We start from the raw sequence: 25,765 nt of genomic DNA on the forward strand, positions 1-25,765 counted from the left end.
CATAAGATCGGAGCCTCGGGCTCCCATCGCTCGAGGAGAACTGAACAGCATGACCCGGGGTCGTGGATACGCCCTGCTCGCCGCGATCGTCGCAGCGATCGTGGCCCTTTCCGCCGCCATATACGTCGGAGTGGCGACCGACGACGGTACGAAGTACGGCACCGCGCAGGCCGAGGGGCCTCGCCCCCACAACTCCGCCGCCCCCGCCTCCACCGGCACCTGGGTCGGCGCCTGGTCGACCTCCCCGGCCGGAGCCGAGCCCGGCACCGAGATGACCGGCGTGGCGGGCCGCTCGGTGCGCAACGTCGTGCACACCAGCGTCGGTGGTACGAGTGCCCGCATCACGTTGTCCAATCTCTACGGCCAGTCACCACTGACCATCACGCACGCCTCCCTGGCCGTCGCCGCGGGCAGCGGCACCCCGGCCGCGCTCGCGGAGACCATGCGGCGGCTCACCTTCAGCGGCAACCCGACGGTCGTCATCCCGGCCGGCGGGCAGGTGATGAGCGACGCCGTGCGCGTCAACGTGCCGCACGACAGCGACATCCTGGTCACCACCTACTCCCCCACCCCGTCCGGCCCGGTCACCTACCACCCGCACGCGCGCCAGGTGTCCTACGTCGCCCAGGGCGACCGCACCGAGGACGTGACCGCGGCCGCGTACACCGAACAGACCCCGTACTGGCGGTATCTGACGGCGGTGGACGTGCTGAGCAACGAGTCCGACGGCACGGTCGTCGTCCTCGGCGACTCGCTCACCGACGGCATCACCTCCACCCAGGGCGCCAACCGCCGCTGGACCGACGTCCTTTCGGACCGGCTGCGCGAGGCGGTCGAGGCCGGCCGGGACGTGCCCCGCTACAGCGTCGTCAACCAGGGCATCAGCGGCAACCGCGTGCTCACCGACGGGCTGGGCCGCCCCGCCGACAACCCCAGCGGCCTGAACCGCTTCGGCCGTGACGTGCTCGGCCGGACGAACGTCCGGGTCGTCGTCATCGACCTCGGCGTCAACGACATCCTGCGCAACCAGAACCTCGCCGACCCGCACCAGATCCTCGACGGCCTGCGCACCCTCGTCGACCAGGCCCACGCCCGCGGCCTGAAGGTCGTCGGCGCGACCCTGATGCCGTTCGGCGGGCACCGCGGCTACACCGACGCCCGCGAGTCCGTACGGCAGACCATCAACGCCGAGATCCGCGCGGGACGCGTCTTCGACGCGGTGGCCGACTTCGACAGGGCCCTGCGCGATCCGTACGACCCGCGCAGGCTCCGCGCCGACTACGACTCGGGCGATCACCTTCACCCGAGCGACAAGGGGTACGCGCGGATGGCGGAGGCGTTCGACCTGGAGAGCCTGAAGGGATCGGCTCCGGCAGAGCTGTAGGGGCGCCCCATCCACGAGCGCTCGCGGGCACAGCCCGCGAGCGCTCGTGCGCGTCGCGCGCTGCGCGCGATCCTCGGGCATCGTCCCGCCCAGGGCGGCACGGGTGGGCGATAGGTGTCCCCCTGCTCGAGCGAAGCCGAGAGCTTTGGGGGGCCCCGCAGCGCCGGGCTGCGCACAACCGACAGCAGCCCCAGCCCCAACCCCAACGCCGGGCACACCGCCGGCGAGGCTCAGTACTCGGCGTCCCCCCGCCGCTCCCGCCGATGCATGTCGTGCAGGCCTCCCAGAAGGTCCCGGTGCGAGCCGCCCAGTTCCCGCCGCCGTTCCTCCCGCAGCCGCTTCCGCTGCGCCCGTGGCAGCTTCCGCTCCACACCGACACCGCCCCAGAAGGCGAAACCCGTCACGATCACGCGAGGCGCCCCGGGATCCCCGGGCACCCCGTCCTCGCTGTGGTCGAAGCCGCCCATGATCCCGATGCCCCGCACGACGACCTCGACCCCGGGCGGCACGATGATCTGCACCCCGCCCATGATCGCCACGCAGTTGATCTCGACCTCGCGGTCCACGAACAGTGCCTCGCGCAGATCGAGCTCCCCACCTCCCCAGAAGGCGAAGCAGGTGAACTTCCTCGGCACCGTCCAGTGCCCCTTGCGCTGGAAGCCCGCCATCACGGCGACGGCCCCCGCCGAGGACCCCTCGCCGCCCACGATCCGCCCCGCCCAATCCCGGTGCTCCGCGGGCTCCTTGCTCAGCGACACAGCCGGCACGGCCGGGGCGGTCCCGCCCGGCAGGTCCCGGGTGATCGGCGCCAACTCCCCGTAGGTCCGCGCCTTGAACGTCGCGTCCAGCCGCTCCTCGAACTCCGCCATGTCGAGCCGCCCCTCGGCGAGGGCGTCCCGCAGGACCTCGGCGACGCGTTCACGATCGGCGTCGGATGCGCGGAACTCAGGAGCTTCCTCGGTCATGACAGCAGCCTACGAGCTCCGGCCGCCGGGCACTATGCGGTCGCCCGGCACTATGTCGTCGCCCGGCCCGCGTACATCTCCGCGATCACCGCCTCGATGTCCGGCTCCCGCACCGACAGATCCACCAGCGGATACTCCGCCGCGATCCGCGCCACCAGCGGCGCCGCCGACTGGGACGCCGGGAACGCCAGCCACTGGCGCGGCCCCTCCACCCGTACCACCCGCGCGGGCGCCGGCGCGTCGATCGGCGGCAGTTCCCGCTCCAGGTCCACCACCAGGGTCCGCTCGCTCTCCCCGGCCTCGTGCAGCCCGGTGAGCGGACCGTCGTACATCAGGCGCCCGTGGTCGATGACCATTACCCGGGAGCACAACTGCTCGATGTCCTGCAGGTCGTGCGTGGTCAGCAGCACCGTCGTGCCGCGCTCGGTGTTCAGCTCCCGCAGGAACCGGCGCACCTTGGCCTTGGAGACGACGTCCAGGCCGATGGTCGGCTCGTCCAGGTACAGCACCTCCGGGTCGTGCAGCAGGGCCGCCGCGATGTCGCCGCGCATCCGCTGGCCGAGCGAGAGTTGCCGTACCGGCACGTCCAGCAGGTCGCCGAGTTCGAGGAGTTCGACGAGCAGGTCGAGGTTCTCCCGGTAACGGGCGTCAGGGATGCGGTACATACGGTGCATCAGCCGGTAGGAGTCGATCAGCGGCAGGTCCCACCACAGCGTCGTCCGCTGCCCGAACACCACCCCGATACGCCGCGCCAGACGCGTCCGCTCGCGGGACGGGTCGATGCCGGCCACCCGCACCCGGCCGCCGCTCGGCGTCAGGATGCCGGTCAGCATCTTGATCGTCGTCGACTTGCCGGCACCGTTGGGGCCGATGTAGCCGACCATCTCACCGCGCGCCACGCGGAAGGAGATCGAGTCCACCGCCCGCACCTGCCGCCGTTCCCGTTTCAGGAACCCGGTCTTCTTGCGTACGTCGAAGACCTTCTCGACACGGTCGAGCGCGATGAAGTCCTCGTCCACAGCCGTCACCACAGCCGATCACCAGCCCCTAACTCCCCGTACTCCGATACGACCGAAGCCCCGCCCGCCACGCCACCCCCGCCAGCGCGCAGCACACGGCCGCCACCAGCGGCGGCGTGAACGCCACCCACTCCGGCAGCCGCAGCGGATACGGCCGCCCCAGCACATGACTCGCGGGCACCCAGTTGACGAAGGCCAGCGGCAGCACGAACGTCACCCCGCGCACCAGCTCCTGCGCGAACACCGTCGGCGGGTACTGCAGCAGCGTCGTGCCCCCGTACGTGAACGCGTTCTGCACCTCCGCCGCGTCCTGCGCCACGAACTGGAAGGCCGCGCCCGCCACGAACACCGCGCAGAAGATCGCCCCGCCGCTGAGCACCATCACCGGCATGAGCAGCAGCTTCTGCGGGGTCCAGGCGATGTCCAGCGACGTCAGTGCGTAGCCCAGCACCAGCGCCCCCTGTGTGACCCGGCCCAGGCGGCGCAGCCCGAACCGGTCGGCGGCGACCTGCGCGAGCACCGGCGCCGGGCGCACCAGCAGCGTGTCCAGCGTGCCGTCGCGCACCCGGCGGCCCAGCCGGTCCATCGAGCCGATCGCCAGATCGGCGAGGCCGAAGGCGACGCTGGACAGGCCGTACAGGAAGGCGATCTCGGGCAGGGAGTAGCCGCCGAGCGCGTCGACGCTGGAGAACATCACCAGGACCGCGACGAAGTCGAGCGCGGTCGCGGCGAAGTTCCCGAACGTGGTCATGACGAAGGAAGCGCGGTAGGCCATCGTGGAACGGATCCACATCGCGACGATCAGGCCGTAGGCGCGCAGGCCCTCCCGCACACGACCGAACTCCGGCCCACGTGCGTCCTCCCCCACACGGCCGGACTCCGGCCCACGTGCGTCCTCCCCCACACGGCCGGACTCCCCCGCACGGCCGGGCTCCCCCACGCGACCGCCCTCCCGCACAGCCCCCGTCTCACCCACCCTGGACCACCACCCGCCGCGTCGCCACGGACTGCAGGGCCCGCCCGGCCGCCAGCAGTGCCACCGCCCAGGCCGCCTGGAAGGCGTACGTGCCCAGCGGATCGGCCTCGCCGAGCAGCACGTCGGCGGGCGCCTGCAGGATCGACGACCAGGGCAGGGCCCGTACGACCTCGCCGAGGGCGCCCGGGAAGACGTTCAGCGGCAGCAGCATCCCCGAGCAGAACCACCCCACCAGCCAGGACATCTGCACCACCCCGGTGCCGTCGATCAGCCAGAACGCCGACAGCGCCACCAGGAACCGGATGGCGAAGCCCACCACCCAGGCCAGCGTCACGGCCACCGCGAACGCCACCCATGTCAGCACGTCGCCGGGCAGCGCCAGCTCGAAGAACAGCGCACCGAACACGAAGGGCACCACGCCGCGGCCGAACAGCTCGAACAGGGCCCGGCCCCCGTCGGTCGCCATCCACCACAGTTGCAGATCGGCGGGCCGGTACAGGTCGGTCGCGACATCACCCGTACGGATGCGCTCCATCAGTTCGTCCTCGAAGCCGCCCCCGCTGATGCCCAGCGTCTTGAACAGCGCCTGCCCGATCCACACATAGGTGACGGCCTGCGCCTGGTCGTACCCCCCGAGCTGCGGTCTTTCGTCCCACAGCGCCTGGTACGTGTAGACGAGGATCAGGCCGAAGACGGTGTTGGTGAACACCCCGGCGACCGTGGCCGCCCGATACGTCGCGTACCGTCTGAAGCCCCCCGCCGCGACGGCCGCGTACAACCGTCCCGAGCCCACACCCACAGCCCTCCATCCGTCGGCGTCCACCGGCACCGAAGCGCAGGAGCCTAGTCCGCGGATGACAGGGTCTGCCACGGATTTTCCCGGGTGTGCCGGTCGTCGGGAACGGAACGCACGGTGCGAGAGTCTTCACAGGGGGCGCAGAAGGCGTACGAGGGCGTACGGGAACGTACGACGCGAAACAGGAGTCCGTGCACGAGATGAGCGACGAGCCGCAGCCGCAGCAGCCGAACCCGGGCTGGGCACAGAGAGAGCCGCGTGCGGCCGACGCCCCGGGGGGTCCGAGCAACGGGAAACCCGGGCGCGCCGGCTGGCGCCGGCTGATCCCGACCTGGCGGATGGTGCTGGGCACCACCGTCGTCGTCGCCCTGCTGATGGTCGGCGGGTTCTTCCTCGGCTACTCGCTGGTGAAGATCCCGCCCGCGAACGCGCTCGCCACCAAGCAGGCGAACGTCTACCTGTACGCGGACGGCTCCGTCATCGCCCGCGACGGCGAGGTCAACCGGGAGAACGTCACCCTCGCCCAGATCTCCAAGGACGCCCAGCACGCGATCCTGGCCGCGGAGGACCGCGACTTCTACACCGAGTCCGCCGTCGACCCCAAGGCGATGCTGCGCGCCGCCTGGAACACCGCCACCGGCAAGGGCAAGCAGTCCGGCTCCACGATCACCCAGCAGTACGTGAAGAACTACTACCTGCGCCAGGAGCAGACCGTCACCCGCAAGGTGAAGGAGTTCTTCATCTCGATCAAGCTGGACCGCGAGAAGACCAAGGACGAGATCCTCGAGGGCTACCTCAACACCAGCTTCTTCGGCCGCAACGCCTACGGCATCCAGGCCGCCGCGCAGGCCTACTACGGCATGGACGCCGCCGACCTCGACCCGGCCCGCGCCGCCTACCTGGCCGCGCTGGTCAACGCGCCCAGCGAGTACGACGTCGTCGTCCACCCGGAGAACCGCAGGGCCGTCGAGGCCCGCTGGAACTACGTCCTGGACGGCATGGTGAAGAAGGGCTGGCTCAGCGAGTCGAAGCGGGCCGGCATGAAGTTCCCGGTGCCGAAGGAGTCCGCCGGCTCCACCGGCATGTCCGGGCAGCGCGGCTACATCGTCCGCATCGTCGAGGACTACCTCGTCCAGAACAAGATCGTCGACAAGGACTCGCTCGACGCGGGCGGCTACCGCATCACCACCACCCTGCAAAAGAGCAAGCAGGACGCCTTCGTCAACGCCGTCAACGACAAGCTGATGGACAAGCTCGACAGGAAGAACCGCAAGGTGGACACGTACGTCCGCGCGGGCGGCGCCTCCGTCGACCCCAAGACCGGCAAGGTCGTGGCGATGTACAACGGCATCGACTACGTCAAGCAGTACACCCCCAACGCCACCCGCCGGGACTTCCAGGTCGGCTCCACCTTCAAGCCGTTCGTGTTCACCGCGGCCGTCGAGAACCACTCGCAGACGCAGGACGGCCGCGTGATCACCCCGAACACGATCTACGACGGCACCAACAAGCGGCCGGTGCAGGGCTGGAGCGGCGGCACGTACGACCCCGAGAACGAGGACCAGCGCTCCTACGGGGACATCACGGTCCGCGAGGCGACGGACAAGTCCGTCAACTCGGTGTACGCGCAGATGGCCGTGGACGTGGGCTCCGACAAGGTCATGCGCACCGCGATCGACCTGGGCCTGCCCGAGACCACTCCCGAGCTGACCCCGTCCCCGTCCATCGCGCTCGGCGTGGCCACCGCCAGCGTCCTGGACATGGCGGAGGCGTACGCCACGCTCGCCAACCACGGCAAGCACGGCACGTACACGATGGTCGAGAAGGTCACCAAGGAGGGCACGCCGGTCGAGCTGCCCGAGCGGCGGACCCGGCAGGCCGTCAGCCGCGAGGCCGCCGACACCACGACCTCCGTGCTGCAGAGCGTGGTCCAGAACGGCACCGCCACCGCCGCCCAGGCCGCGGGCCGCCCGGCGGCGGGCAAGACCGGCACGGCGGAGGAGGACAAGGCCGCCTGGTTCGCCGGCTACACGCCCGAGCTCGCCACGGTGGTCGCCGTCATGGGCCAGGACCCGGTCACGGCCGCGCAGAAGCCACTGTACGGCGCGATGGGCCTGGACCGCGTCAACGGCGGCGGGGCACCCGCCGAGATCTGGGGCCAGTTCACCCGGGACGCCCTCGAGGGCGAGCCGGTCACCGACTTCGACCTCCAGCTCCAGGCGGGCGCCGACCAGACGCAGGCGCCCAGCACCCCGCCCCCGACCGACCCCACCACCGACGGGACCGACGGCGGCACGACGACCGGCGGGCAGGAGACCGGAAGCCAGACGCCGGCCCAGACCCCGAGCTCGCCGGACCGGCAGACGCCGGGTCCGACCACCGGCGGTCAGACCGACGGCGGCACCACGACCGGCACGACCGGCGGCACCCCCACGACCGACGGCGGGACGACGACGGGCGGCGGCGACACCGGCGACACGTCGGGCGGCGGCGACACCACCGACGGCGGCACCACGGGAGGCCCGCCGGGCGGGTCGACCGGGGGTACGACGGCGGGGGTGGCCCCGCAGACGGCCCGCCGGGAGTGACGCGGCGGGTGACGCACCGCTGACCGGTCAGTGACCGGAGGTCGCCTTCAGCCCCACCACGGCGACCAGCAGCAGGCACACGAAGAAGATCCGGGCGGCGGTCACCGGCTCCCCCAGCACCACCATGCCGAGCACCGCCGCCCCGGCCGCCCCGATCCCGACCCACACGCCGTAGGCGGTGCCGATGGGCAGGGTTCGGGCGGCGTGGGACAGCAGCAGCATGCTCGCGACGATGCCGGCGCCGGTGAGCACGCTGGGCAGCGGCCGGGTGAAACCGTCGGTGTACTTCATGCCGATCGACCAGCCGACCTCCAGCAGACCGGCGACGACGAGCAGGACCCAGGCCATGACGGCACCTCCGTGAAGACGAACTGACGGTGGTGCGTCGTCCTTGCCTTCACCCCGGTACGGCGCGTCTCGTCGGGTTCCTTCGAAGGTAGCAAAAGGGACGGGAAAGGGGGCCGGTGACGATGGTCACCGGCCCCCTCGACCGTCGATCTACAGGTACAGGCCGGTGGAGTCCTCGGAGCCCTCGAACCGGTCCGCGGCGACGGCGTGCAGATCGCGCTCGCGCATCAGCACGTACGCGATGCCCCGCACCTCGACCTCGGCCCGGTCCTCCGGGTCGAACAGCACCCGGTCGCCCGGCTCCACCGTCCGTACGTTCTGCCCCACCGCGACGACCTCGGCCCAGGCCAGCCGACGGCCGACCGCCGCCGTGGCGGGGATCAGAATGCCGCCGCCGGAACGCCGCTCGCCCTCGCTGGTGTCCTGGCGCACGAGGACGCGGTCGTGCAGCATCCGGATGGGCAGCTTGTCGTGATGGGTGTCGTTTCTGTTGGCGCTCACGCCCTGAAACCTACCTGTCTTCGCCGCAAACGTACGCGGGCGGGTCAGCCCTTGCGCCGCCGGGTGCTCAGGGTGAGCAGCCCGACGACCCCGACGACCAGGAGCGCCGCGGGCACGACCCGCTCCAGCCGGGGCGCGCCCTGCTCGTCGACGAACTGTGCCTTCACCTCGCTCACCATGCGGTTGGCCTGGACGTAGGCCCGCCCAAGGGTGTGATCGACATTCGAGACGACCTTGGCCTTGGCGTCGCCCACGATCGTCTTCGGGTGCACCCGCACCCCGATCTCGTCGAGCGTCTCGGCCAGCACCGCTCGGCGGCGCCTGATGTCCGCCTCGATCTGCGCCGGGGTTCTGGTGTCCGCCGTGTCCGCCACCGTGTCGCCTCCGAAGTCCGTTGTGCCTGTTGTCGGACAGTCTGTCAGCTCCTTGCCGCACCGCACTGTCAGGACCCCCGGTTACGCTGGTCCGATGAGCGAGCGACTCCAGCCGGGGGATGTTGCCCCCGCCTTCACCCTGCCCGACGCCGACGGCACCGAGGTGTCCCTGTCGGACTACCAGGGCCGCAAGGTCATCGTCTACTTCTACCCCGCCGCCCTCACCCCTGGCTGCACCAAGCAGGCCTGCGACTTCACGGACAACCTGGAGCTGCTGGCCGGCGCCGGCTACGAGGTCGTCGGCATCTCCCCCGACAAGCCGGAGAAACTCGCCAAGTTCCGCGACAAGGAGTCCCTCAAGGTCACCCTGCTCGCCGACCCCGACAAGAAGGTCCTGGAGGCCTACGGCGCCTTCGGCGAGAAGAAGCTGTACGGCAAGACGGTCGTCGGCGTGATCCGCTCCACGGTGATCGTCGACGAGGCGGGCAAGGTCGAGCGGGCCCTGTACAACGTCAAGGCGACCGGCCACGTGGCCAAGATCATCAAGGATCTGGGCATCTGAGGACGCCGCCCGACCAGTAGCATGGCCGGGCAGTGTCGGGCGGCCGTGGTGGAATTGGCAGTCACGCTGGGTTTAGGTCCCAGTGGGGTAACTCCCGTGAGGGTTCGAGTCCCTCCGGCCGCACCAGTCCTCAGCGCTTCAGCCGAGCAGGTCCCGCACCACCGGGACGAGCGCCCGGAACGCCTTCCCCCGATGGCTGATCGCGTTCTTCTCCTCGGGGCTCAGCTCGGCGCAGGTCCGTGTCTCGCCCTCGGGCTGGAGGATCGGGTCGTAGCCGAAGCCGTTCGTGCCGACCGGCTCGCGACGTAGTACGCCCCGCAGCTGCCCCTCGACCACCCGCTCCGTGCCGTCGGGCAGGGCGAGGGCCGCCGCGCAGGCGAAGTGGGCGCCTCGGTGTTCGTCGGCGATGTCCGAGAGCTGGGCGAGCAGGAGTTCCAGGTTGGCCTGGTCGTCGCCGTGGCGGCCGGACCAGCGGGCGGAGAAGATGCCGGGGGCGCCGCCGAGGACGTCGACGCACAGTCCGGAGTCGTCGGCGACGGCGGGCAGGCCGGTGGCCCGGGCCAAGGCGTGGGCCTTCAGGAGGGCGTTCTCGGCGAAGGTCACGCCTGTTTCCTTGACGTCGGGGACGTCGGGGTAGGCGTCGGCGCCGACGAGGTCGTGGGGCAGGCCGGCCTCGGCGAGGATCGCCTTCAGCTCGGTGATCTTTCCGGCGTTGCGGGTGGCGAGGATCAAGCGGGTCATGGCCCCCAGTATCGCCGGGGGCCGGGACCGGCCGTTACGGCGTGCAGACCTTGGTCAGTTCGCCGGCCGCGTCCGTGACCGGGCTGATGTCGGGCGTCTCGTCGCCGTTCTTGATCGCCGTACGGACGTTGTCGACGGCCTGACCGAGGTTGTCCACCGCCTTGTCAACGTCGGTGTTGTCGGTCTTGTCGCCGATCTTGTCCAGGTTCTTGTCGATGGAGTCGAGGGACTCGTCGAGCTGCGCCGGGTCGTTGGCGGCGTTCTCCACGGCCTGCTGGAGGTCCGTGACGCTGTCGGCGATGGCGTCGGCGGTCTGGACGCAGTCCAGCGCCTTGTCGACGGCGTCGCAGCCGGTGGTCAGTCCGGCGGTCAGCGCGACCGCCGCCAGGGTGGCGGCGACGGCTGCGGTGCGGCGTCGGCGGCTCGCGGCCATGGAACGGTCCCTCCTCCGATGGGCGCTGGGCCCTTGTCGCTGGCCGGGCGCACAGGGATGAGCCGTGCGCCCGTACTTCTTCAGACGCGACGGCGCCCGGCGCGGTTGCCCCCGCCGGCCGGCTGCCTTTGGCGCGCCCTTTACCTTCCTTCGCCTTCTTTACCGTTGCAGGACGGTATCAAGCGCCTTGCGCTGGAGGGTGGCCAGTTCCGTGCAGCCGGCGACGGCCAGGTCGAGCAGGGCGTTGAGTTCCTCGCGGGCGAAGGGCTCGGCCTCGGCGGTGCCCTGGACCTCGACGAAGCGGCCGTCGCCGGTGCAGACGACGTTCATGTCGGTGTCGGCCTTGACGTCCTCCTCGTAGCAGAGGTCGAGGAGGGGGACACCGCCGACGATGCCGACCGAGACCGCGCTGACCGTGCCCGTGATGGGCTGGCGGCCGGGCTTGATCAGCTTCTTGGCCTGGGCCCAGCCGACGGCGTCGGCGAGGGCGACGTACGCGCCGGTGATGGCGGCGGTGCGGGTGCCGCCGTCGGCCTGGAGGACGTCGCAGTCGAGGACGATGGTGGTCTCGCCGAGCGCCTTGTAGTCGATGACCGCGCGCAGGGAGCGGCCGATGAGGCGGCTGATTTCGTGGGTCCGGCCGCCGATCTTGCCCTTGACGGACTCGCGGTCGCCGCGGGTGTTGGTGGCGCGGGGCAGCATCGCGTACTCCGCGGTGACCCAGCCCTCGCCGCTGCCCTTGCGCCAGCGCGGGACGCCTTCGGTGACGGAGGCGGTGCAGAGGACCTTCGTGTCGCCGAAGGAGACGAGGACGGAGCCCTCGGCGTGCTTGCTCCAGCCGCGTTCGATGGTGACCGGGCGGAGCTGTTCGGGGGTGCGGCCGTCGATTCGAGACATGCGTTGAGCCTAGCCGTATATACGGAAGGGGCCCCTCCCGCGGTGGGGAGGGGCCGCCGGGGGCCCTCAGGGGTGAAGCCGGGGATGGTCCCCGCGCTTCACATCATGTCTTCGATCTCCGCCGCGATCGGGTCGGCGTCGGTACCGATGACGACCTGGATCGCGCTGCCCATCTTGACGACGCCGTGCGCGCCCGCGGCCTTCAGGGCGGCCTCGTCGACCTTGCCGGGGTCCACGACCTCGGTGCGCAGGCGCGTGATGCAGCCCTCGACCTCTTCGATGTTGTCGATGCCGCCGAGCCCGGCAACGATCTTCTCAGCCTTGCTGGCCATGTTCGTTCTCCCTGATCCGAACCGCTTTGTCGCAGTAACCCACAGTTGTCCCATCTTTGCGAGCGGTCATGTCGTACGTACCGAATGATGGCGTCACGACAGCGGAACCGTCCGTCGACTGGTCTACACCACAAGCCTGTCTCCCGACAAAGGGGACCGGCAAAGGAGACCGACAAAGGGAGACCGACACCTGTTCCTGTTCATCGGGCCGGCGCTGCACGCGGTGCACGCGGTGCTGACGGGTGTGCCGATGGCGGTGACGGAGGCTGGGCGTGCACGACGGGTTCAGCTTCTCGGCGGGGTTGATCGACTACGTCATCGACTGGACCCTGGGCGATCATCCGATCGGCCTGTGCTTTGCTGTCGCGCATGAAGCGGTCTTCTCTTAAGCGGCCTTCCGGTGTCACGAAGGTGTGACGCAGGGCGGCGGCGCGGTCACGGGAATCGCGGGTTCCTTATCTCCCCTTCATCGTGCTACACATGGTCTACACCACTCAGTGGTGTAGACCATGCGGCCGGGTGACAGGCCGCGCCCCCTGAGACGCCGCCGTCCCACTCCTGTCCCCCGGGCGGCGCCTTGCCCACTGGAGGAAGTTGATGTCCACGGCCAGCGCGGCGCCCGCCGCGCAGAAGAAGGGCGCCGGCCTCATGGCGGTCCTGCAGCGCATCGGCCGCAGCCTAATGCTGCCGGTCGCCGTGCTGCCCGCGGCGGCGCTCCTGGTCCGCCTCGGCAACGCCGACATGCTGGGGCGTGACTCGTTCCCGGAGTTCATCACCAAGATCGCCGGCTTCATGACGGCGGGCGGCAACGCGATCCTCGACAACATGCCCCTGCTCTTCGCAGTCGGCATCGCCATCGGCTTCGCGAAGAAGTCCGACGGCTCCACCGCGCTCGCCGCCGTGGTCGGCTACCTGGTCTTCAAGAACGTCCTCGCCACCTTCACCGACAAGAACCTGCCGAAGGTCGCCGAGGTCGTCGACGGCAAGGTCGTCATGGTGGACGCCCCGGTGGACGCCAAGGTCCTCGGCGGTGTGGTGATGGGCCTCGTGGTCGCCCTGCTCTACCAGCGCTTCTACCGGACCAAGCTGCCGGACTGGGCGGGCTTCTTCGGCGGCCGCCGTCTGGTGCCGATCCTGTCGGCCTTCGCGGGCCTGGTCATCGGCATCGTGTTCGGCTACATCTGGCCGGTCCTCGGCACGGGCCTGCACAACTTCGGTGAGTGGCTGGTCGGCTCGGGCGCCGTCGGCGCGGGCATCTTCGGTGTCGCCAACCGGGCGCTGATCCCGATCGGCATGCACCACCTGCTGAACTCCTTCCCCTGGTTCCAGGCCGGCGAGTACGAGGGCAAGAGCGGTGACATCGCCCGCTTCCTGGCCGGTGACCCGACCGCCGGACAGTTCATGACCGGCTTCTTCCCGATCATGATGTTCGCGCTGCCGGCCGCCTGCCTGGCCATCGTGCACTGCGCCCGCCCCGAGCGCCGCAAGGTCGTCGGCGGCATGATGTTCTCCCTCGCGCTGACCTCGTTCGTCACGGGCGTCACCGAGCCGATCGAGTTCACGTTCATGTTCATCGCCCCGGTGCTGTACGCGATCCACGCGGTGCTGACCGGTGTGTCGATGGCCCTGACCTGGGCGCTCGGCATGAAGGACGGCTTCGGCTTCTCGGCCGGCGCGGTCGACTTCTTCCTGAACCTCGGCATCGCGACCAACCCGTGGGGCCTGGCCCTGGTCGGCCTGTGCTTCGCGGCGGTCTACTACGTGGTCTTCCGCTTCGCGATCACTAAGTTCAACCTGCCGACGCCGGGCCGCGAGTCCGACGAGGAACTGGCGGAACTGCAGAAGGCGGAGGCCAAGTAGGCCTCGTGAGATGTGCCGTGGGCCACGGGCGGTGCCGCCCGTGGCCCACTGCTCTGTCCGGGCTCTAGATCTCGTACGTCTGTCGCGGCGCCGCCAGCTCCACCGGGCCGTGGTAGACCGCGCGGGCGTCGGCGAGGTTGATCTGGGGGTCGGTCCACGGGGGGATGTGGGTGAGGACCAGGCGCCGGGCATGGGCCCGGGCCGCCGTCTCGCCCGCCTCGCGGCCGTTGAGGTGCAGGTCGGGGATGTCCTCCTTGCCGTGCGTGAACGCGGCCTCGCACAGGAACAGGTCGGCGTCCCGGGCGAGTTCGTCCAGCGCCGGGCTGACGCCCGTGTCGCCGGAGTACGTCAGCACCTTCCCGCCGTGCTCGATGCGGATGCCGTACGCCTCGACGGGGTGCGCCACACGCTCGGTGTGCACGGTGAACGGGCCGATCTCGAAGGTGCCCGGCTTGACCGTGTGGAAGTCGAAGACCTCGCTCATGGAGGAGGCCGAGGGGGTGTCGGCGTAGGCGGTGGTCAGCCGGTGCTCGGTGCCCTCGGGTCCGAAGACGGGGAGCGGAGCGCAGCGGCCGCCGTCGTGCCGGTAGTAGCGCGCCACGAAGTACGCGCACATGTCGATGCAGTGATCGGCGTGCAGATGGCTGAGGAAGATCGCGTCGAGGTCGTAGAGACCGCAGTGGCGCTGCAGCTCGCCAAGGGCGCCGTTGCCCATGTCGAGGAGCAGCCGGAAGCCGTCGGCCTCGACGAGGTAGCTCGAGCAGGCCGATTCCGCGGACGGGAACGACCCCGAGCAGCCGACGACGGTGAGCTTCATGAAGCAGAAACCTCCGCTGGCGGGAAATGTCTGAGAGGGGCGTCGGGGGTCGTGCGGTGCGTCGAGCGTAAGGCGCAAAACCTTTGGTCGCTCCTCGACCAGGCGCCGTTGTGGGCGAACTCACCTGTGGTGTCACCGGTTCGGATGGAAGCGGGGCGTGTGGGACCCGTGAGAGGGCGCGCGGGCGCGACTGTGCGCCGGTACCGTCGTCGGTATGGACACGTCCTGGTGGTTGGCGCTGGCGGCGGTGGTGCTCCTCGCGCTCGTCGCCACGCTCGTCGACGGGTGGGGCCGGGGACGGCGGTCGCTGGAGGGGCGGGCGCGGATGCTGGGGCGCGAGCCCGCCCCGGGGACCGGGTGGCCGCAACCGGCGGAGATCTGGTGGGCGGACGTTCCCCACGAGGACGAGGGCGGGCGGGCGAAGGACCGGCCCTGTCTGGTGCTGGCGGTGCGCGGCGAGCGGGCGACCGTCGCGAAGATCACGACACGGTTCCGGGACGAGCGGGCCGGGGTGATTCCGCTGCCGCCGGGGGCGGTGGGGGACGCGCAGGGGCGGGCGAGCTTCCTGGAGACGGACGAGCTGCGTGAGGTGCCGGTGTGGGGGTTCCGGCGCCGGGTGGGGGTGGTGGACCCGGTGCTGTGGGACCAGGTGCGGTACCTGGCGGGGTGAACGGGCTCCTTCACACGACAGTCGGACCCCTTCGCACGACATCGGCCCCGTTCGCACGACAGTCGGACCCGATCGCACGACAAAGGGACCGGAGCCCGGGCTCCGGTCCCTCCCTCATGCGGCCATCAGGTCATCAGGTCCCGCTCACGCCCAGAGTTGCCCCTGCAGCGTCTCGATGGCCTCCTCCGTCGTCGCGGCCGTGTAGACACCGGTCGAGAGGTACTTCCAGCCGCCGTCGGCCACGATGAAGACGATGTCGGCCTGTTCGCCGGCCTGGAGCGCCTTCCTGCCGACGCCGATCGCGGCGTGCAGGGCCGCTCCCGTGGAGACGCCCGCGAAGATGCCCTCCTGCTGGAGCAGCTCGCGGGTGCGGGTCACGGCGTCCGCCGAGCCGACCGAGTACCGGGTGGTCAGCACGGAGGCGTCGTACAGCTCGGGGACGAAGCCCTCGTCGAGGTTGCGCAGGCCGTAGACCAGGTCGTCGTAGCGGGGTTCGGCCGCGACGATCTTCACATCCGGTTTGTGTTCGCGGAGGTAGCGGCCGACGCCCATCAAGGTCCCCGTCGTCCCCAGGCCCGCCACGAAGTGGGTGACGGAGGGGAGGTCGGCGAGGATCTCCGGGCCGGTGGTGGCGTAGTGGGCGCCCGCGTTGTCCGGGTTGCCGTACTGGTAGAGCATCACCCAGTCCGGGTGCTCGGCCGCCAGCTCCTTGGCCACGCGCACGGCCGTGTTGGAGCCTCCTGCCGCGGGGGACGAGATGATCTCCGCGCCCCACATGCCGAGCAGGTCCCGGCGCTCCTGCGAGGTGTTCTCGGGCATCACGCACACCATGCGGTAGCCCTTGAGCTTGGCCGCCATGGCGAGGGAGATGCCGGTGTTGCCGGAGGTCGGCTCCAGGATCGTGCAGCCGGGGGTCAGGCGGCCGTCCTTCTCCGCCTGTTCGATCATGTGCAGGGCCGGGCGGTCCTTGACCGAACCCGTCGGGTTGCGGTCCTCCAGCTTCGCCCAGATGCGGACGTCGGCGGACGGCGACAGCCGCGGCAGGCGCACCAGGGGGGTGTTGCCTACCGCGGCCAGCGGGGAGTCGTAGCGCATCGAGGATCAGCAGCCTGTCAGGCCATGCCGCCGGCCACGGCCGGCAGGATCGTGACGTTGTCGCCGTCGGACAGCTTGGTGTTGATGCCGTCGAGGAAACGGACGTCCTCGTCGTTCAGGTAGACGTTGACGAAGCGGCGCAGCTGGTCACCGTCCACGATGCGGGCCTGGATGCCCGCGTGCCGGGTCTCGAGGTCGGCGAAGAGCTCGGCGAGGGTGTCCCCGGTGCCCTCCACCGCCTTCTGGCCGTCGGTGTACTGGCGGAGGATGGTCGGGATGCGGACCTCGATGGCCATGGTTGCGGGCTCCTGTCGGAAGGTTTCGTCGGGTCGGTGGGCGCGCGGCGGCGCGAGGGTGCGTGGTCGTACGCAGGTGGAGCGGGCGCCGCGGCTCACGGGCCGTACGGCGGCAGGGCAGCGTCAACAGATGGCGCTGGCAAGCCTGCACAGGTCGACGTGCAGCCGCGCCACGAGCAGCATGCCCGGCGTCTTCTCGCTCACGTCGTGGAAAACCATGGGCTCATCGTATCGATTCCCGATCGGGGGTCCGGAGTGTGATATCGCATGCCGGACAGTTTTTGGCCGGATGGCGAGACGGACCAGCTCAGCGGCGCAGGTCAGGCGGACTCCGCCGGGGAACTCGCCGGGCCGGCGTGGCCGTTCGGCTCGTCGGGGAAGGGCAGCACCGCCCGGGTGCCGCGCCCCGGCGAGCAGCTGCCCCCTCGGTCCGCGCGGAGCGGTCAGTACGCCTCGACGACCTTGACCTCCTCCTCCGTGACCTCGCCCGCCACGATCCGGAAGGAGCGGAACTGGAACTCGCCGGCTCCGTCCGTGTCCGCCGTGGACACCAGGACGTAGTGGGCGCCGGGCTCGTTGGCGTACGAGATGTCGGTGCGGGACGGGTACGCCTCGGTCGCCGTGTGGGAGTGGTAGATGATCACCGGCTCCTCGTCGTTGTCGTCCATCTCTCGGTAGAGGCGGAGCAGGTCCTGCGAGTCGAACTCGTAGAACGTGGGCGAGCGGGCCGCGTTCAGCATCGGGATGAACCGCTCGGGGCGGCCGGAGCCCACCGGTCCCGCGACCACGCCGCACGCCTCGTCGGGGTGGTCCTTGCGGGCGTGGGCGACTATCTGGTCGTAGAGGGCCTGGGTGATGGTCAGCATGCTGGTCAGGATAAGCAGAAGGGCCGTTCCGTACCGAGGGATGGTACGGAACGGCCCACATGCCGGACGTCCTGAGCGGCAGACGCACGGGATACCACGAGAATCCCGTGCGCCTGGACGTCCTGGGGAAGGTACGGCAGTCCTCGGGAGGTACGGCCGCCCTCGGGGAGGAAGGTCAGCCGACCTTCTCCAGCTCCGGGTCCCGGCGCTGGGTGACCTCGGGGTTGCGGCTCTTGAGCACGGCCCAGCCGATGGCCAGGGCGGCCGACCAGCCGGCCATCACGTACAGGCTGATCCGGGCGTCCGTGTCGATCGCGATCAGGACGGTGACGAAGAGCAGGAACGCGATGGCGATGTACGAGCACACCGAGCCGCCCGGCGCCGGGAAGGAGGAGGCGGGCAGCCGGCCCGCGACCACCTGGCGGCGGTAGAGGACGTGGCTGACCAGGATCATCAGCCAGGTCCAGATGCCGGCGCCGGTGGCGACGGAGGTGACGTAGCCGAAGGCCTTCTCCGGGACGACGTAGTTCAGGACCACGCCGATGCCCATGAACACCACCGAGGTCGCGATGCCGAGCGCCGGGGTCTTGGTGGACGACAGCCGCTGGAAGACTCCCGGGGCCTCGCCGTTGTCGGCGAGGGTGCGCAGCATGCGGCCCGTGGAGTACATGCCGGAGTTGCAGGACGACAGCGCCGCGGTCAGCACGACGAAGTTGACGATGCCGGCGCCGGCCGGGATGCCGATGACCGCGAAGGCCTTCACGAAGGGGCTGGCGCCCCCGGCGAACTCGGTCCACTTCACCACGCACAGGATGACGGTGAGGGCACCGACGTAGAACAGCGCGATGCGCCAGGGCAGGGTGTTGATCGCCTTGGGGAGGGTCTTCTCCGGGTTCTCGGACTCGCCGGCCGTGACACCGACCAGCTCGACGGCGAGGTAGGCGAACATGACGCCCTGCAGGGTCATCAGGGACGAGCCGATGCCCTTGGGGAAGAAGCCGTCGTAGGCCCAGAGGTTGGAGACGGCGGCGGTGTCACCGGCGGCGCTGAAGCCGAAGGTGAGCACGCCCAGGCCGATCACGATCATGCCGATGATGGCGGTGACCTTGACCATCGAGAACCAGAACTCGATCTCGCCGAACAGCTTCACCGAGATCAGGTTGGCCGCGAAGAGGACGACCAGGAAGACCAGGGCAGTGACCCACTGCGGGATCTCCGGGAACCAGTAGTTGACGTAGATCGCGGCGGCCGTGAGCTCGGCCATGCCGGTGACCACCCACATCAGCCAGTACGTCCAGCCGGTGAAGTAGCCGAAGAACGGGCCGAGGAACTCGCGCGAGTACTCGGCGAAGGAGCCCGAGACGGGGCGGTAGAGCAGCAACTCGCCCAGGGCCCGCATGATGAAGAAGATGATCACGCCGGCGAGGGCGTACATCAGGATGAGGCTGGGACCGGCCTTGGCGATGTTCGCACCGGCGCCCAGGAACAGGCCGACGCCGATGGCGCCACCGATGGCGATCATCTGGACCTGACGGCTGCCGAGCCCGCGTTCGTACCCCTCTTCGGGGGCCGTCGTCCTACCGTCCTTGCCGACCTGCGCTGAGGTCATGTGTGGTGCGCCTTTCTCCATGCCGACCCGGGCCTGGAGTCGGCCTCGGATCGGGTCGCGATCCCCCCGGATAGATGGAGCGGTGCCTGACCGACGATCTGTCGGCCACATGGCGCACCCGCCGAACATACGGGTGGTGTTCGCCGGGCGGTCGTGAAGATTTACCACGTCCGCAACGATGATCACCGGGGCGCGATGTGGCGCAGCACACAGAGAGAGGCGGACAAAGGGCACACCGAAGGCGCTAAGGGGCCGTCACGGTGACGCGATCGTTATGCGGATTTGAGCGTCCGCTGAGCGGACACGAAATCCCCACAACTCACGCACCTCATGGCATAAGGGTGCCGACGAGCGTCTCCTGGAGTCCGCCCAGCCACAGATACGCCATCACCATCGGCTTGCGCGGGTCCTCGTCCGGGAGCCGGTAGAGCAGGTCGGTGTCGTCCTCGTCGGTGATCTCCAGCCGGGAGCCGATCGCCAGGCGCAGGTCGTTGAGGGCGCCCAGCCACCGCTTGGACTCCTCCGGCGACAGCTTGAGCACCGCGCCGCCCGCGCCGGCCGAGGCGAGCGCGTCCAGGGAGCGGATCACCGCCAGGGCGTTGTCGCGTTTCCCGGCGCGCAGGTCGTTCTCGGTGTAGCGGCGGAACTCGGCGGAGTAGGCCCGCCGCTCCTCGGCGTCCTGGGGCGAGGCGGCGGCCTGCTCGGGGTCGCTGTAGGCGTCGGGGAAGAGTCTTTTGAGGACCGGGTCGGAGGGCGGTTCGCTCGGGCCCTCGGAGAAGAGCTCGGCGAGCGGGTCGGCCTGCGCGTCCTCGGCGGGGCCGGGGCCGATGAGCTCCAGGAGCTGCACGGCCAGCGACCGGATGATGGAGATCTCGACGTCGTCGAGGGCGACGGCCGCGCCGCCGCCGGGGAGCGGTTCGAAGTGTCCTGGCATGAAGGGAGTTCGCTACTTCCGGTCCTGCTGGAGGGTGGCCCACAGACCGTAGCCGTGCATCGCCTGCACGTCGCGTTCCATCTCCTCGCGACTGCCGCTGGAGACGACCGCCCGGCCCTTGTGGTGGACATCGAGCATGAGCTTGGTGGCCTTGTCCTTGGAGTAGCCGAAGTACGTCTGGAAGACGTACGTCACGTAGCTCATGAGGTTGACCGGGTCGTTGTGGACGATCGTGACCCAGGGGACGTCCGGCTCGGGTACGGCGAAGGCCTCCTCCGCCGACTCGGTGCGTTCGATCTCTACGGGAGCGGGTGACGTCACATGGCCCATGCTGCCACCGGAGGGGGGTAGTCGCACAAACGGGCCCCGCCCCAGCGGGAATCCGACCACAATCGTCAGACTGACGAAATGGGGGTACGATCGTCTGCCATGCTGCATCCCCCGGGGGACGACCCCCGGACCCCCGGCCGAGGTGGGGTACCCGGCGAGATATGGCGAGGTGAGCTTTGGTGGGCGTGGCGGACCTTGGGCTGCCGGTGGACGTTCCCTCGACGGCGCTCTTCACGGACCAGTACGAGCTGACGATGGTGCAGGCCGCCCTGAAGGCGGGCACGGCCGGGCGGCGGAGCGTCTTCGAGGTCTTCACCCGGCGGCTGCCGGACGGGCGCCGCTACGGCGTCGTGGGGGGCACCGGGCGGGTGCTGGACGCGGTGGAGAACTTCCGCTTCGACTCGGGTGTCCTGGGCTTCCTGCGCGAGCGGAAGATCGTCGACGAGGAGACCCTTCAGTGGCTGGCCTCCTACCGCTTCAGCGGGGACGTCTGGGGCTACCCGGAGGGCGAGGTGTACTTCCCGGGCTCGCCGATCATGCGGGTCGAGGGCACCTTCGCCGAGTGCGTGCTGCTGGAGACCGTGATCCTGTCGATCCTCAACCACGACTCGGCGATCGCCGCGGCGGCCTCCCGGATGTCCTCCGCGGCCGGTGACCGCCCGCTGATCGAGATGGGTGCCCGGCGCACCCACGAGCTGGCCGCGGTGGCCGCGTCCCGGGCCGCGTACGTCGGCGGCTTCACCTCCACCTCCGACCTGGCCGCCGGCTTCCGCTACAACATCCCGACCGTGGGCACCTCCGCCCACGCCTTCACCCTGCTGCACGACAGCGAGCGGGACGCCTTCCAGGCCCAGGTGGACACGCTGGGCCGGGGCACGACGCTGCTGGTCGACACGTACGACGTCGCCGAGGCGGTCCGTACGGCCGTGGAGGTCGCCGGAACCGAGCTGGGCGCCGTACGGATCGACTCCGGGGACCTGCTGCTGGTGGCGCACCGGGTGCGGCAGCAGCTGGACGAGCTCGGCGCGCGGGACACGAAGATCATCGTGACCTCGGACCTGGACGAGTACGCCATCGCCTCGCTGGCGGCGGCGCCCGTGGACGCGTACGGCGTCGGTACGCAGCTGGTGACCGGGTCCGGGCATCCGACCAGCTCGATGGTGTACAAGCTGGTCGCGCGCGCCGAGTCCGCCGACCCCAGGGCGCCGCTGGTGCCGGTGGCGAAGAAATCCACCGGCGGCAAGACCTCCGTCGGCGGCCGCAAGTGGGCGGCGCGGCGGCTGGACGAGGACGGGATCGCCGAGGCCGAGGTGATCGGCACCGGGCCGGTGCCGGCCGAGCTGGCGGACCGGCAGCTCCTGGTCGAGCTGATCAAGGGCGGCGAGGTCGTCGCCCGGGAGCCGCTGGACGCGGCCCGGGAGCGGCACGTGGCCGCCCGCGCCGATCTGCCGCTGTCCGCTACGCAGCTCTCGCGCGGGGAACCCGTCATTCCGACGGAGTACGTCCACGGGCGGTCGGGTAACTAACTGCGGGTGAGCAGCCGTACGCCCCGCAGGCCCCCTCCCGGAGCGCACCCCGACTCAATAGGCTCGGAGGTTCACCGGCCGGGCCCGCACCCCTGAACCCCGACCCCATAGTCGAAGGACACCGACCATGCGCCGCGCCTTGATCGTCGTAGACGTGCAGAACGACTTCTGCGAAGGGGGCAGCCTCCCGGTGGCCGGCGGTGCCGACGTGGCCGCCGCCATCACCGAGCTGATCGGGCAGGCGCCCGCCGGCTACCGCCATGTCGTGGCCACCCGTGACCACCACATCGCGCCCGGCGGCCACTTCGCCGACAACCCGGACTTCGTCCACTCCTGGCCCGCGCACTGCGTCGCGGGAACGGAGGGCGTCGGATTCCACCCGAACTTCGCCCCGGCCGTCGCCTCCGGCGCGATCGACGCCGTGTTCGACAAGGGGGCGTACGCGGCGGCGTACAGCGGGTTCGAGGGGGTCGACGAGAACGGGGTGAAGCTGGCCGACTGGCTCAGGGCCCGGGAGATCGACGAGGTGGACGTGGTGGGGATCGCCACGGACCACTGCGTCAGGGCCACCGCGCTGGACGCCGTGCAGGAAGGCTTCCGCACCCAGGTCCTGCTGGATCTGACCGCCGGGGTGGCGCCGCAGACCACCGAGCGGGCGCTCGAGGAGCTGCGGGAGGCGGGCGTCGAGCTGTCCGGGAAGCCGGTCGTCTCCGGCGGCTGACCACGGCTGACGGCCCGCTCCTCGCGCCCTACGGCTGCGGCGTCGGCCGCCTCAGCAGGGCCCTGATCGGACGCCACAGCTCCTGGACCAGGTCCGGGCTGGTCGCGACACCGTTGTCGGGGGCCGTGCGCCATATCAGGCCGTCCGGGTGGTGCAGGACCGCCGTGATCTCGTCGGGCGTCGGCGGGGCGGCGTTGCCCCGCAGGTAGACCGACCGCATGCCCAGGTTGCGCAGCCTGGTCAGGGCGCGCGCCCGGTTCACCGCATGCACGAGGACGCGTACGCAGCCGGGGCCGTCGGCGGCGGGGCTGGGCAGGTTCAACGCCACCACCACCGTGCCGTTCGGTAGCTTGCAGAAACCTCCTGCGGCCATGCGGTCACACCCCCGTGATCTTCGGTGTCAATAAGAGAGCCACAGGACGCACCTAAACACGGATCGGCGGCAACCCGCCAGTGGGTTGCCGCCGAATACCGTCTGACCTGCGAAAACTCTGCGTTACTGCACTGCGGGGCCGACCTGGAGCGAGATCGTCGAGCCGTTCTTGGCCTCCTTGACGATCTTAATCTTGGTGTTGGTGTCAGTGATCTTGACGCCCGCGGTCCTGTTCGTCTCGTCGTAGTAGGTGCTGGTGTGGTCGTTGAAGACCGGCACCCCCTTCGACGACGGGATCCTGATCGCGACGCCCGCCTTGTGCAGCGTGATGCCGTCCGTGCGGTACAGGCTGAAGGGCGAGTCGTAGGCCTGGATGCGGTTGCGCATCAGCGTGCCGTCGGACCACTTCAGCGGGGCCGGGTGGGAGTCGACCGGGAGGACCAGGCCGGTGCCGGGGTGCTGGCTGGTGTTGTTGTCCTTCTGGGAGGTGTCCCACTTCCAGATCAGCAGGCCGTTCTGGTACGGGTAGTGCTCCACCCAGTCCGGACGCTCCGGCGCGAAGCCGAAGTTGTACGGGCCGGTCTTGAGGGTCTTGTCGTACGACACGTACTGCCGGTTCTCGGCGAGGTAGTACTGCGCGTAGTCCTTGGTGAAGGACGCGCCCATGCGGGAGAAGCCGTTCGCCGTCCAGGCCGCGTCCGCGGTCTCGGCGTTGTCCGTGAACAGCGCCGTGCCGTCCGCCGTCACCGCGATCCGGTCGGCCGCGAAGCCCTTGAGGGCCACGCCGCCGTCGGTCTGGTAGCGGAAACGCAGGTCGATCTTCTTGCCCGCGTAGGCGTCCAGGGAGTAGGCGAGCTTCTGGTACGCGGCCGACGCGCCGGTCAGCGCGGGCTTGCCACTGCCGTCGCGCGCGATCGGCTGACCGTCCACCGTGCCGTCCAGGGCGGTCCAGTTGGCGCCGCCGTCGGTGGAGACCTCGGTGTAGAGGTAGTCGTAACCCGACTCGATCTCGTACCAGCCGTCGAGGGTCAGCGCCGCCGACGCCTTGCCGGTCAGGTCGACGGAACGGGTCAGCGTGTTCTTGAGGTTGTCGCCGCTGCCGCTCCACCACTGCGTCCGGCCCTCGGCCGGGGCGACGATCTCGGTGGTCACCGCCTTCTCGGGCAGCTCCACCACGAGCGCCTGCTTGTTCTTCGTGTTGTACTCGGCGACGCCCAGCTTGTGCTTCGACTTCGTCGCGGCCTTGGCCGTGTCGTAGTTCAGCCAGCCCAGCTGGAGCTTGTCCCAGGCGGTCATGTCGCCGGGCAGGTCGCCGATCTCGCCCTTGCCGGTGCCGAGCCAGGAGCCGGAGGACATCAGGGTCCAGAAGCCGGTGGAGTTCTCGCCGCCCGCGGTGTCGTAGTGGTCCGGCAGGCCGAGGTCGTGGCCGTACTCGTGGGCGAAGACGCCGAGTCCGCCGTTCTCCGGCTGGATGGTGTAGTCGCCGACCCAGACACCGGTGGAGCCGATCTGCGCGCCGCCCAGCCTGTTGTTCTCCGGGCCGGTGGCGCCGGCGTCGGTGCCGAACGCGTACCAGCGGTGCGCCCAGATGGCGTCGGTGCCCTGCGCGCCGCCGCCCGCGGACTCGTCCTCACCGGCGTGCACGATCTGGAAGTGGTCGATGTAGCCGTCGCGCTCGTTGAAGTCGCCGTCGCCGTCGAAGTCGTAGCGGTCCCACTGGTCGAACTCCGCCACGTCCGCCTTGATCTCGGCGTCGGTCTTCCCAGCTGCCTTCTGCTGGGAGACCCACGCGTTCAGACCGTCGCTGACGACGTTCCACACGCTCGCGCAGTTCGTCTCGCCGCACGCGTTGTTGCCGTAACGGGCCTCGTTGTAGGGGACCTTGACCCAGTCCGAGACCTCGCCCTCGATCGAGTAGCGGCCCGAGGACTGCTTCTCGTAGTACTTCTTCATCGACTCGACACCCTTGCCGGTGCCGAAGTAGAGGTCCTCGTAGTGCTCGCGGTTGTAGTCCGCCTGCCAGGCCGTCGAGTTGTCCTTGCCGCGGTCCGGCTGGGCTATCTGGTTGTGCAGCGGGCCGGGGGTGCCGCCGTAGCGGCTGTCGATCTGGTCGCCGAACTCGACCAGGATCGTGAAGATCTTGTCGGTCTTCTCCCGTCCGAGTTCGACGTACTTGGGGTCGCCCTTCTTGCTCTTGAGCCGGACGACCTTCGAGCCCTCCCAGTTGCTGACCGTGGCATCGCCGGATATGACCTGGTTCAGGGCCTCCTCGCGCTGGGCCTCCTGGGTCTTGGAGAGCGGGCCGTCGAGGTCGTGCTCGGCGTGGTCGTGGTCCGCCGGGTCGCGCCGGTCCACGGTGGCGGACGTGTCGGCCGGGTCGGCGGCCTGGGCCACGGTGAGCGCCGACAGGCCGGCGGTGGCCGCCGCGAGCGCCACACCGATGGCGGCGGCTCTGAACGTCCAGGGTCTACTGGTCACTTGAGATCCTCCCCCGCGTCCGTGCGCGCGGAAGGAAGGGGTCCTGGTCGTGGAAGGCCCGCGCGCGCGTGATCAACGCGTGTAGTCAAGTGACGACATTCGACTAGAGGTTAACGAGAAAAGACAGACCTTGACTTGAGCAGGACAAGTGCACTATGCGGAGTCGATGTCCGGTTTACGAACACCCGGTCCGTCCCCAACAGGCGCGTATGACCGTCCACTTCGTGGACGCCATGACTCCGTGCGCCCCCCGTGCACCGGCACTGTTGGTTAG

At 69.9% G+C, this 25,765-nt stretch carries 28 protein-coding genes, 1 tRNA gene, 1 pseudogene and 1 riboswitch; of the genes and pseudogenes, 9 read left to right on the plus strand and 21 right to left on the minus strand.

The genetic code is table 11. The features are described 5' to 3' along the window. Positions 1–49: 49 nt before the first annotated feature. Positions 50–1,384 carry an SGNH/GDSL hydrolase family protein gene (locus tag ACYVMZ_RS05630; RefSeq protein WP_461076018.1) on the plus strand — a complete coding sequence of 445 codons (1,335 nt, stop codon included), beginning with the start codon at positions 50–52 and terminating at the stop codon, positions 1,382–1,384. Positions 1,385–1,614: 230 nt separating this feature from the next. Here the strand turns inward: ACYVMZ_RS05630 and ACYVMZ_RS05635 are convergent, their stop codons facing one another. The 4 genes from ACYVMZ_RS05635 to ACYVMZ_RS05650 form a co-directional block, all read right to left on the minus strand. Continuing rightward, entirely contained in the window at positions 1,615–2,349 is a 735-nt protein-coding gene (locus tag ACYVMZ_RS05635) for a DUF1707 SHOCT-like domain-containing protein (protein ID WP_461076020.1), read from the minus strand. A gap of 50 nt (positions 2,350–2,399) precedes the next feature. Next, positions 2,400–3,377 (minus strand): ABC transporter ATP-binding protein, encoded by a 978-nt coding sequence (locus tag ACYVMZ_RS05640; protein ID WP_461076022.1) that lies wholly within the window; start codon positions 3,375–3,377, stop codon positions 2,400–2,402. Positions 3,378–3,396: 19 nt separating this feature from the next. Continuing rightward, complete coding sequence (locus ACYVMZ_RS05645) at positions 3,397–4,236, minus strand: ABC transporter permease (RefSeq protein WP_461076024.1); 840 nt, start codon at positions 4,234–4,236, stop codon at positions 3,397–3,399. Positions 4,237–4,336: 100 nt separating this feature from the next. After that, entirely contained in the window at positions 4,337–5,137 is an 801-nt protein-coding gene (locus ACYVMZ_RS05650) for an ABC transporter permease (protein WP_461076026.1), read from the minus strand. Positions 5,138–5,340: 203 nt separating this feature from the next. Between ACYVMZ_RS05650 and ACYVMZ_RS05655 the strand changes: the two genes are divergently transcribed. After that, positions 5,341–7,728: a transglycosylase domain-containing protein gene (locus ACYVMZ_RS05655; protein WP_461076028.1), complete on the plus strand. Its 2,388-nt coding sequence runs from the start codon at positions 5,341–5,343 to the stop codon at positions 7,726–7,728. Positions 7,729–7,755: 27 nt separating this feature from the next. Here the strand turns inward: ACYVMZ_RS05655 and ACYVMZ_RS05660 are convergent, their stop codons facing one another. From ACYVMZ_RS05660 to ACYVMZ_RS05670, 3 genes are all read right to left on the minus strand, one after another. Next, the gene (locus ACYVMZ_RS05660) at positions 7,756–8,076 is read right to left on the minus strand and encodes a DMT family transporter (RefSeq protein ID WP_461076030.1); all 321 of its coding nucleotides are present in this window, start codon (positions 8,074–8,076) and stop codon (positions 7,756–7,758) included. Between the two features lie 31 nt (positions 8,077–8,107). Beyond that, positions 8,108–8,170, minus strand: a riboswitch (guanidine-III (ykkC-III) riboswitch). Positions 8,171–8,226: 56 nt separating this feature from the next. Beyond that, positions 8,227–8,529, minus strand: a complete 303-nt coding sequence (locus tag ACYVMZ_RS05665; protein ID WP_189941586.1) for a GroES family chaperonin — start codon at positions 8,527–8,529, stop codon at positions 8,227–8,229. Between the two features lie 92 nt (positions 8,530–8,621). Then, complete coding sequence (locus tag ACYVMZ_RS05670) at positions 8,622–8,951, minus strand: DUF3618 domain-containing protein (protein WP_461076032.1); 330 nt, start codon at positions 8,949–8,951, stop codon at positions 8,622–8,624. 94 nt (positions 8,952–9,045) lie between these two features. Between ACYVMZ_RS05670 and bcp the strand changes: the two genes are divergently transcribed. Together bcp and ACYVMZ_RS05680 are read left to right on the plus strand one after the other, a co-directional pair. Then, positions 9,046–9,513, plus strand: coding sequence for a thioredoxin-dependent thiol peroxidase (bcp, locus tag ACYVMZ_RS05675; protein WP_461076034.1), 468 nt, complete (start codon positions 9,046–9,048; stop codon positions 9,511–9,513). 39 nt (positions 9,514–9,552) lie between these two features. Then, positions 9,553–9,639: transfer RNA gene (locus ACYVMZ_RS05680), tRNA-Leu, on the plus strand. Between the two features lie 12 nt (positions 9,640–9,651). Here the strand turns inward: ACYVMZ_RS05680 and rdgB are convergent. The 4 genes from rdgB to ACYVMZ_RS05700 form a co-directional block, all read right to left on the minus strand. After that, on the minus strand, positions 9,652–10,254 hold the full coding sequence (gene rdgB / locus ACYVMZ_RS05685) for an RdgB/HAM1 family non-canonical purine NTP pyrophosphatase (protein WP_461076036.1): 603 nt from the start codon (positions 10,252–10,254) through the stop codon (positions 9,652–9,654). A 34-nt stretch (positions 10,255–10,288) separates the two neighbouring features. Further along, entirely contained in the window at positions 10,289–10,687 is a 399-nt protein-coding gene (locus tag ACYVMZ_RS05690; RefSeq protein WP_461076038.1) for a hypothetical protein, read from the minus strand. A 159-nt stretch (positions 10,688–10,846) separates the two neighbouring features. Beyond that, the gene (rph, locus tag ACYVMZ_RS05695) at positions 10,847–11,584 is read right to left on the minus strand and encodes a ribonuclease PH (RefSeq protein WP_461076040.1); all 738 of its coding nucleotides are present in this window, start codon (positions 11,582–11,584) and stop codon (positions 10,847–10,849) included. Between the two features lie 98 nt (positions 11,585–11,682). Continuing rightward, positions 11,683–11,916, minus strand: coding sequence for a PTS glucose/sucrose transporter subunit IIB (locus ACYVMZ_RS05700; RefSeq protein ID WP_365825347.1), 234 nt, complete (start codon positions 11,914–11,916; stop codon positions 11,683–11,685). A 187-nt stretch (positions 11,917–12,103) separates the two neighbouring features. Here ACYVMZ_RS05700 and ACYVMZ_RS05705 point away from each other — a divergent pair. Both ACYVMZ_RS05705 and ACYVMZ_RS05710 read left to right on the plus strand, forming a co-directional pair. Further along, positions 12,104–12,299, plus strand: a pseudogene (locus tag ACYVMZ_RS05705) (PTS transporter subunit EIIC); the annotation flags it as partial. A gap of 214 nt (positions 12,300–12,513) precedes the next feature. Then, positions 12,514–13,776: a PTS transporter subunit EIIC gene (locus tag ACYVMZ_RS05710; protein WP_461076043.1), complete on the plus strand. Its 1,263-nt coding sequence runs from the start codon at positions 12,514–12,516 to the stop codon at positions 13,774–13,776. A 64-nt stretch (positions 13,777–13,840) separates the two neighbouring features. Here the strand turns inward: ACYVMZ_RS05710 and ACYVMZ_RS05715 are convergent, their stop codons facing one another. Next, positions 13,841–14,593, minus strand: coding sequence for an MBL fold metallo-hydrolase (locus ACYVMZ_RS05715; RefSeq protein ID WP_461076045.1), 753 nt, complete (start codon positions 14,591–14,593; stop codon positions 13,841–13,843). 214 nt (positions 14,594–14,807) lie between these two features. Here ACYVMZ_RS05715 and ACYVMZ_RS05720 point away from each other — a divergent pair, with 214 nt between their 5' ends. Then, the gene (locus ACYVMZ_RS05720; protein WP_461076047.1) at positions 14,808–15,263 is read left to right on the plus strand and encodes a type II toxin-antitoxin system PemK/MazF family toxin; all 456 of its coding nucleotides are present in this window, start codon (positions 14,808–14,810) and stop codon (positions 15,261–15,263) included. 144 nt (positions 15,264–15,407) lie between these two features. On the opposite strand, the gene ACYVMZ_RS05725 is transcribed toward ACYVMZ_RS05720, so the two are convergent. From ACYVMZ_RS05725 to clpS, 7 genes are all read right to left on the minus strand, one after another. Beyond that, entirely contained in the window at positions 15,408–16,358 is a 951-nt protein-coding gene (locus tag ACYVMZ_RS05725) for a PLP-dependent cysteine synthase family protein (RefSeq protein ID WP_461076049.1), read from the minus strand. 17 nt (positions 16,359–16,375) lie between these two features. Beyond that, positions 16,376–16,654, minus strand: a complete 279-nt coding sequence (locus tag ACYVMZ_RS05730; RefSeq protein ID WP_365666880.1) for a MoaD/ThiS family protein — start codon at positions 16,652–16,654, stop codon at positions 16,376–16,378. A gap of 123 nt (positions 16,655–16,777) precedes the next feature. Beyond that, entirely contained in the window at positions 16,778–16,873 is a 96-nt protein-coding gene (locus tag ACYVMZ_RS05735; protein WP_316959376.1) for a putative leader peptide, read from the minus strand. A 224-nt stretch (positions 16,874–17,097) separates the two neighbouring features. Continuing rightward, positions 17,098–17,520: a M67 family metallopeptidase gene (locus ACYVMZ_RS05740; RefSeq protein WP_461076052.1), complete on the minus strand. Its 423-nt coding sequence runs from the start codon at positions 17,518–17,520 to the stop codon at positions 17,098–17,100. Positions 17,521–17,695: 175 nt separating this feature from the next. After that, a complete protein-coding gene (locus ACYVMZ_RS05745) occupies positions 17,696–19,129 on the minus strand; it encodes an amino acid permease (RefSeq protein WP_461076054.1) in 1,434 nt (477 codons plus the stop codon). 328 nt (positions 19,130–19,457) lie between these two features. Next, positions 19,458–20,063: a DUF2017 domain-containing protein gene (locus ACYVMZ_RS05750; RefSeq protein ID WP_461076056.1), complete on the minus strand. Its 606-nt coding sequence runs from the start codon at positions 20,061–20,063 to the stop codon at positions 19,458–19,460. Positions 20,064–20,075: 12 nt separating this feature from the next. Beyond that, positions 20,076–20,393 (minus strand): ATP-dependent Clp protease adapter ClpS, encoded by a 318-nt coding sequence (gene clpS, locus ACYVMZ_RS05755; RefSeq protein ID WP_461076058.1) that lies wholly within the window; start codon positions 20,391–20,393, stop codon positions 20,076–20,078. A 179-nt stretch (positions 20,394–20,572) separates the two neighbouring features. Between clpS and ACYVMZ_RS05760 the strand changes: the two genes are divergently transcribed. Then, the gene (locus tag ACYVMZ_RS05760; protein ID WP_461076060.1) at positions 20,573–21,919 is read left to right on the plus strand and encodes a nicotinate phosphoribosyltransferase; all 1,347 of its coding nucleotides are present in this window, start codon (positions 20,573–20,575) and stop codon (positions 21,917–21,919) included. A 127-nt stretch (positions 21,920–22,046) separates the two neighbouring features. Beyond that, positions 22,047–22,640 carry a nicotinamidase gene (locus ACYVMZ_RS05765; protein ID WP_461076063.1) on the plus strand — a complete coding sequence of 198 codons (594 nt, stop codon included), beginning with the start codon at positions 22,047–22,049 and terminating at the stop codon, positions 22,638–22,640. A gap of 28 nt (positions 22,641–22,668) precedes the next feature. On the opposite strand, the gene ACYVMZ_RS05770 is transcribed toward ACYVMZ_RS05765, so the two are convergent. Further along, on the minus strand, positions 22,669–23,013 hold the full coding sequence (locus ACYVMZ_RS05770; protein ID WP_461076065.1) for a hypothetical protein: 345 nt from the start codon (positions 23,011–23,013) through the stop codon (positions 22,669–22,671). A gap of 123 nt (positions 23,014–23,136) precedes the next feature. Next, positions 23,137–25,491, minus strand: coding sequence for an immune inhibitor A domain-containing protein (locus ACYVMZ_RS05775; RefSeq protein ID WP_461076067.1), 2,355 nt, complete (start codon positions 25,489–25,491; stop codon positions 23,137–23,139). Positions 25,492–25,765: the final 274 nt, after the last annotated feature.

Source organism: Streptomyces deserti (assembly GCF_054782695.1).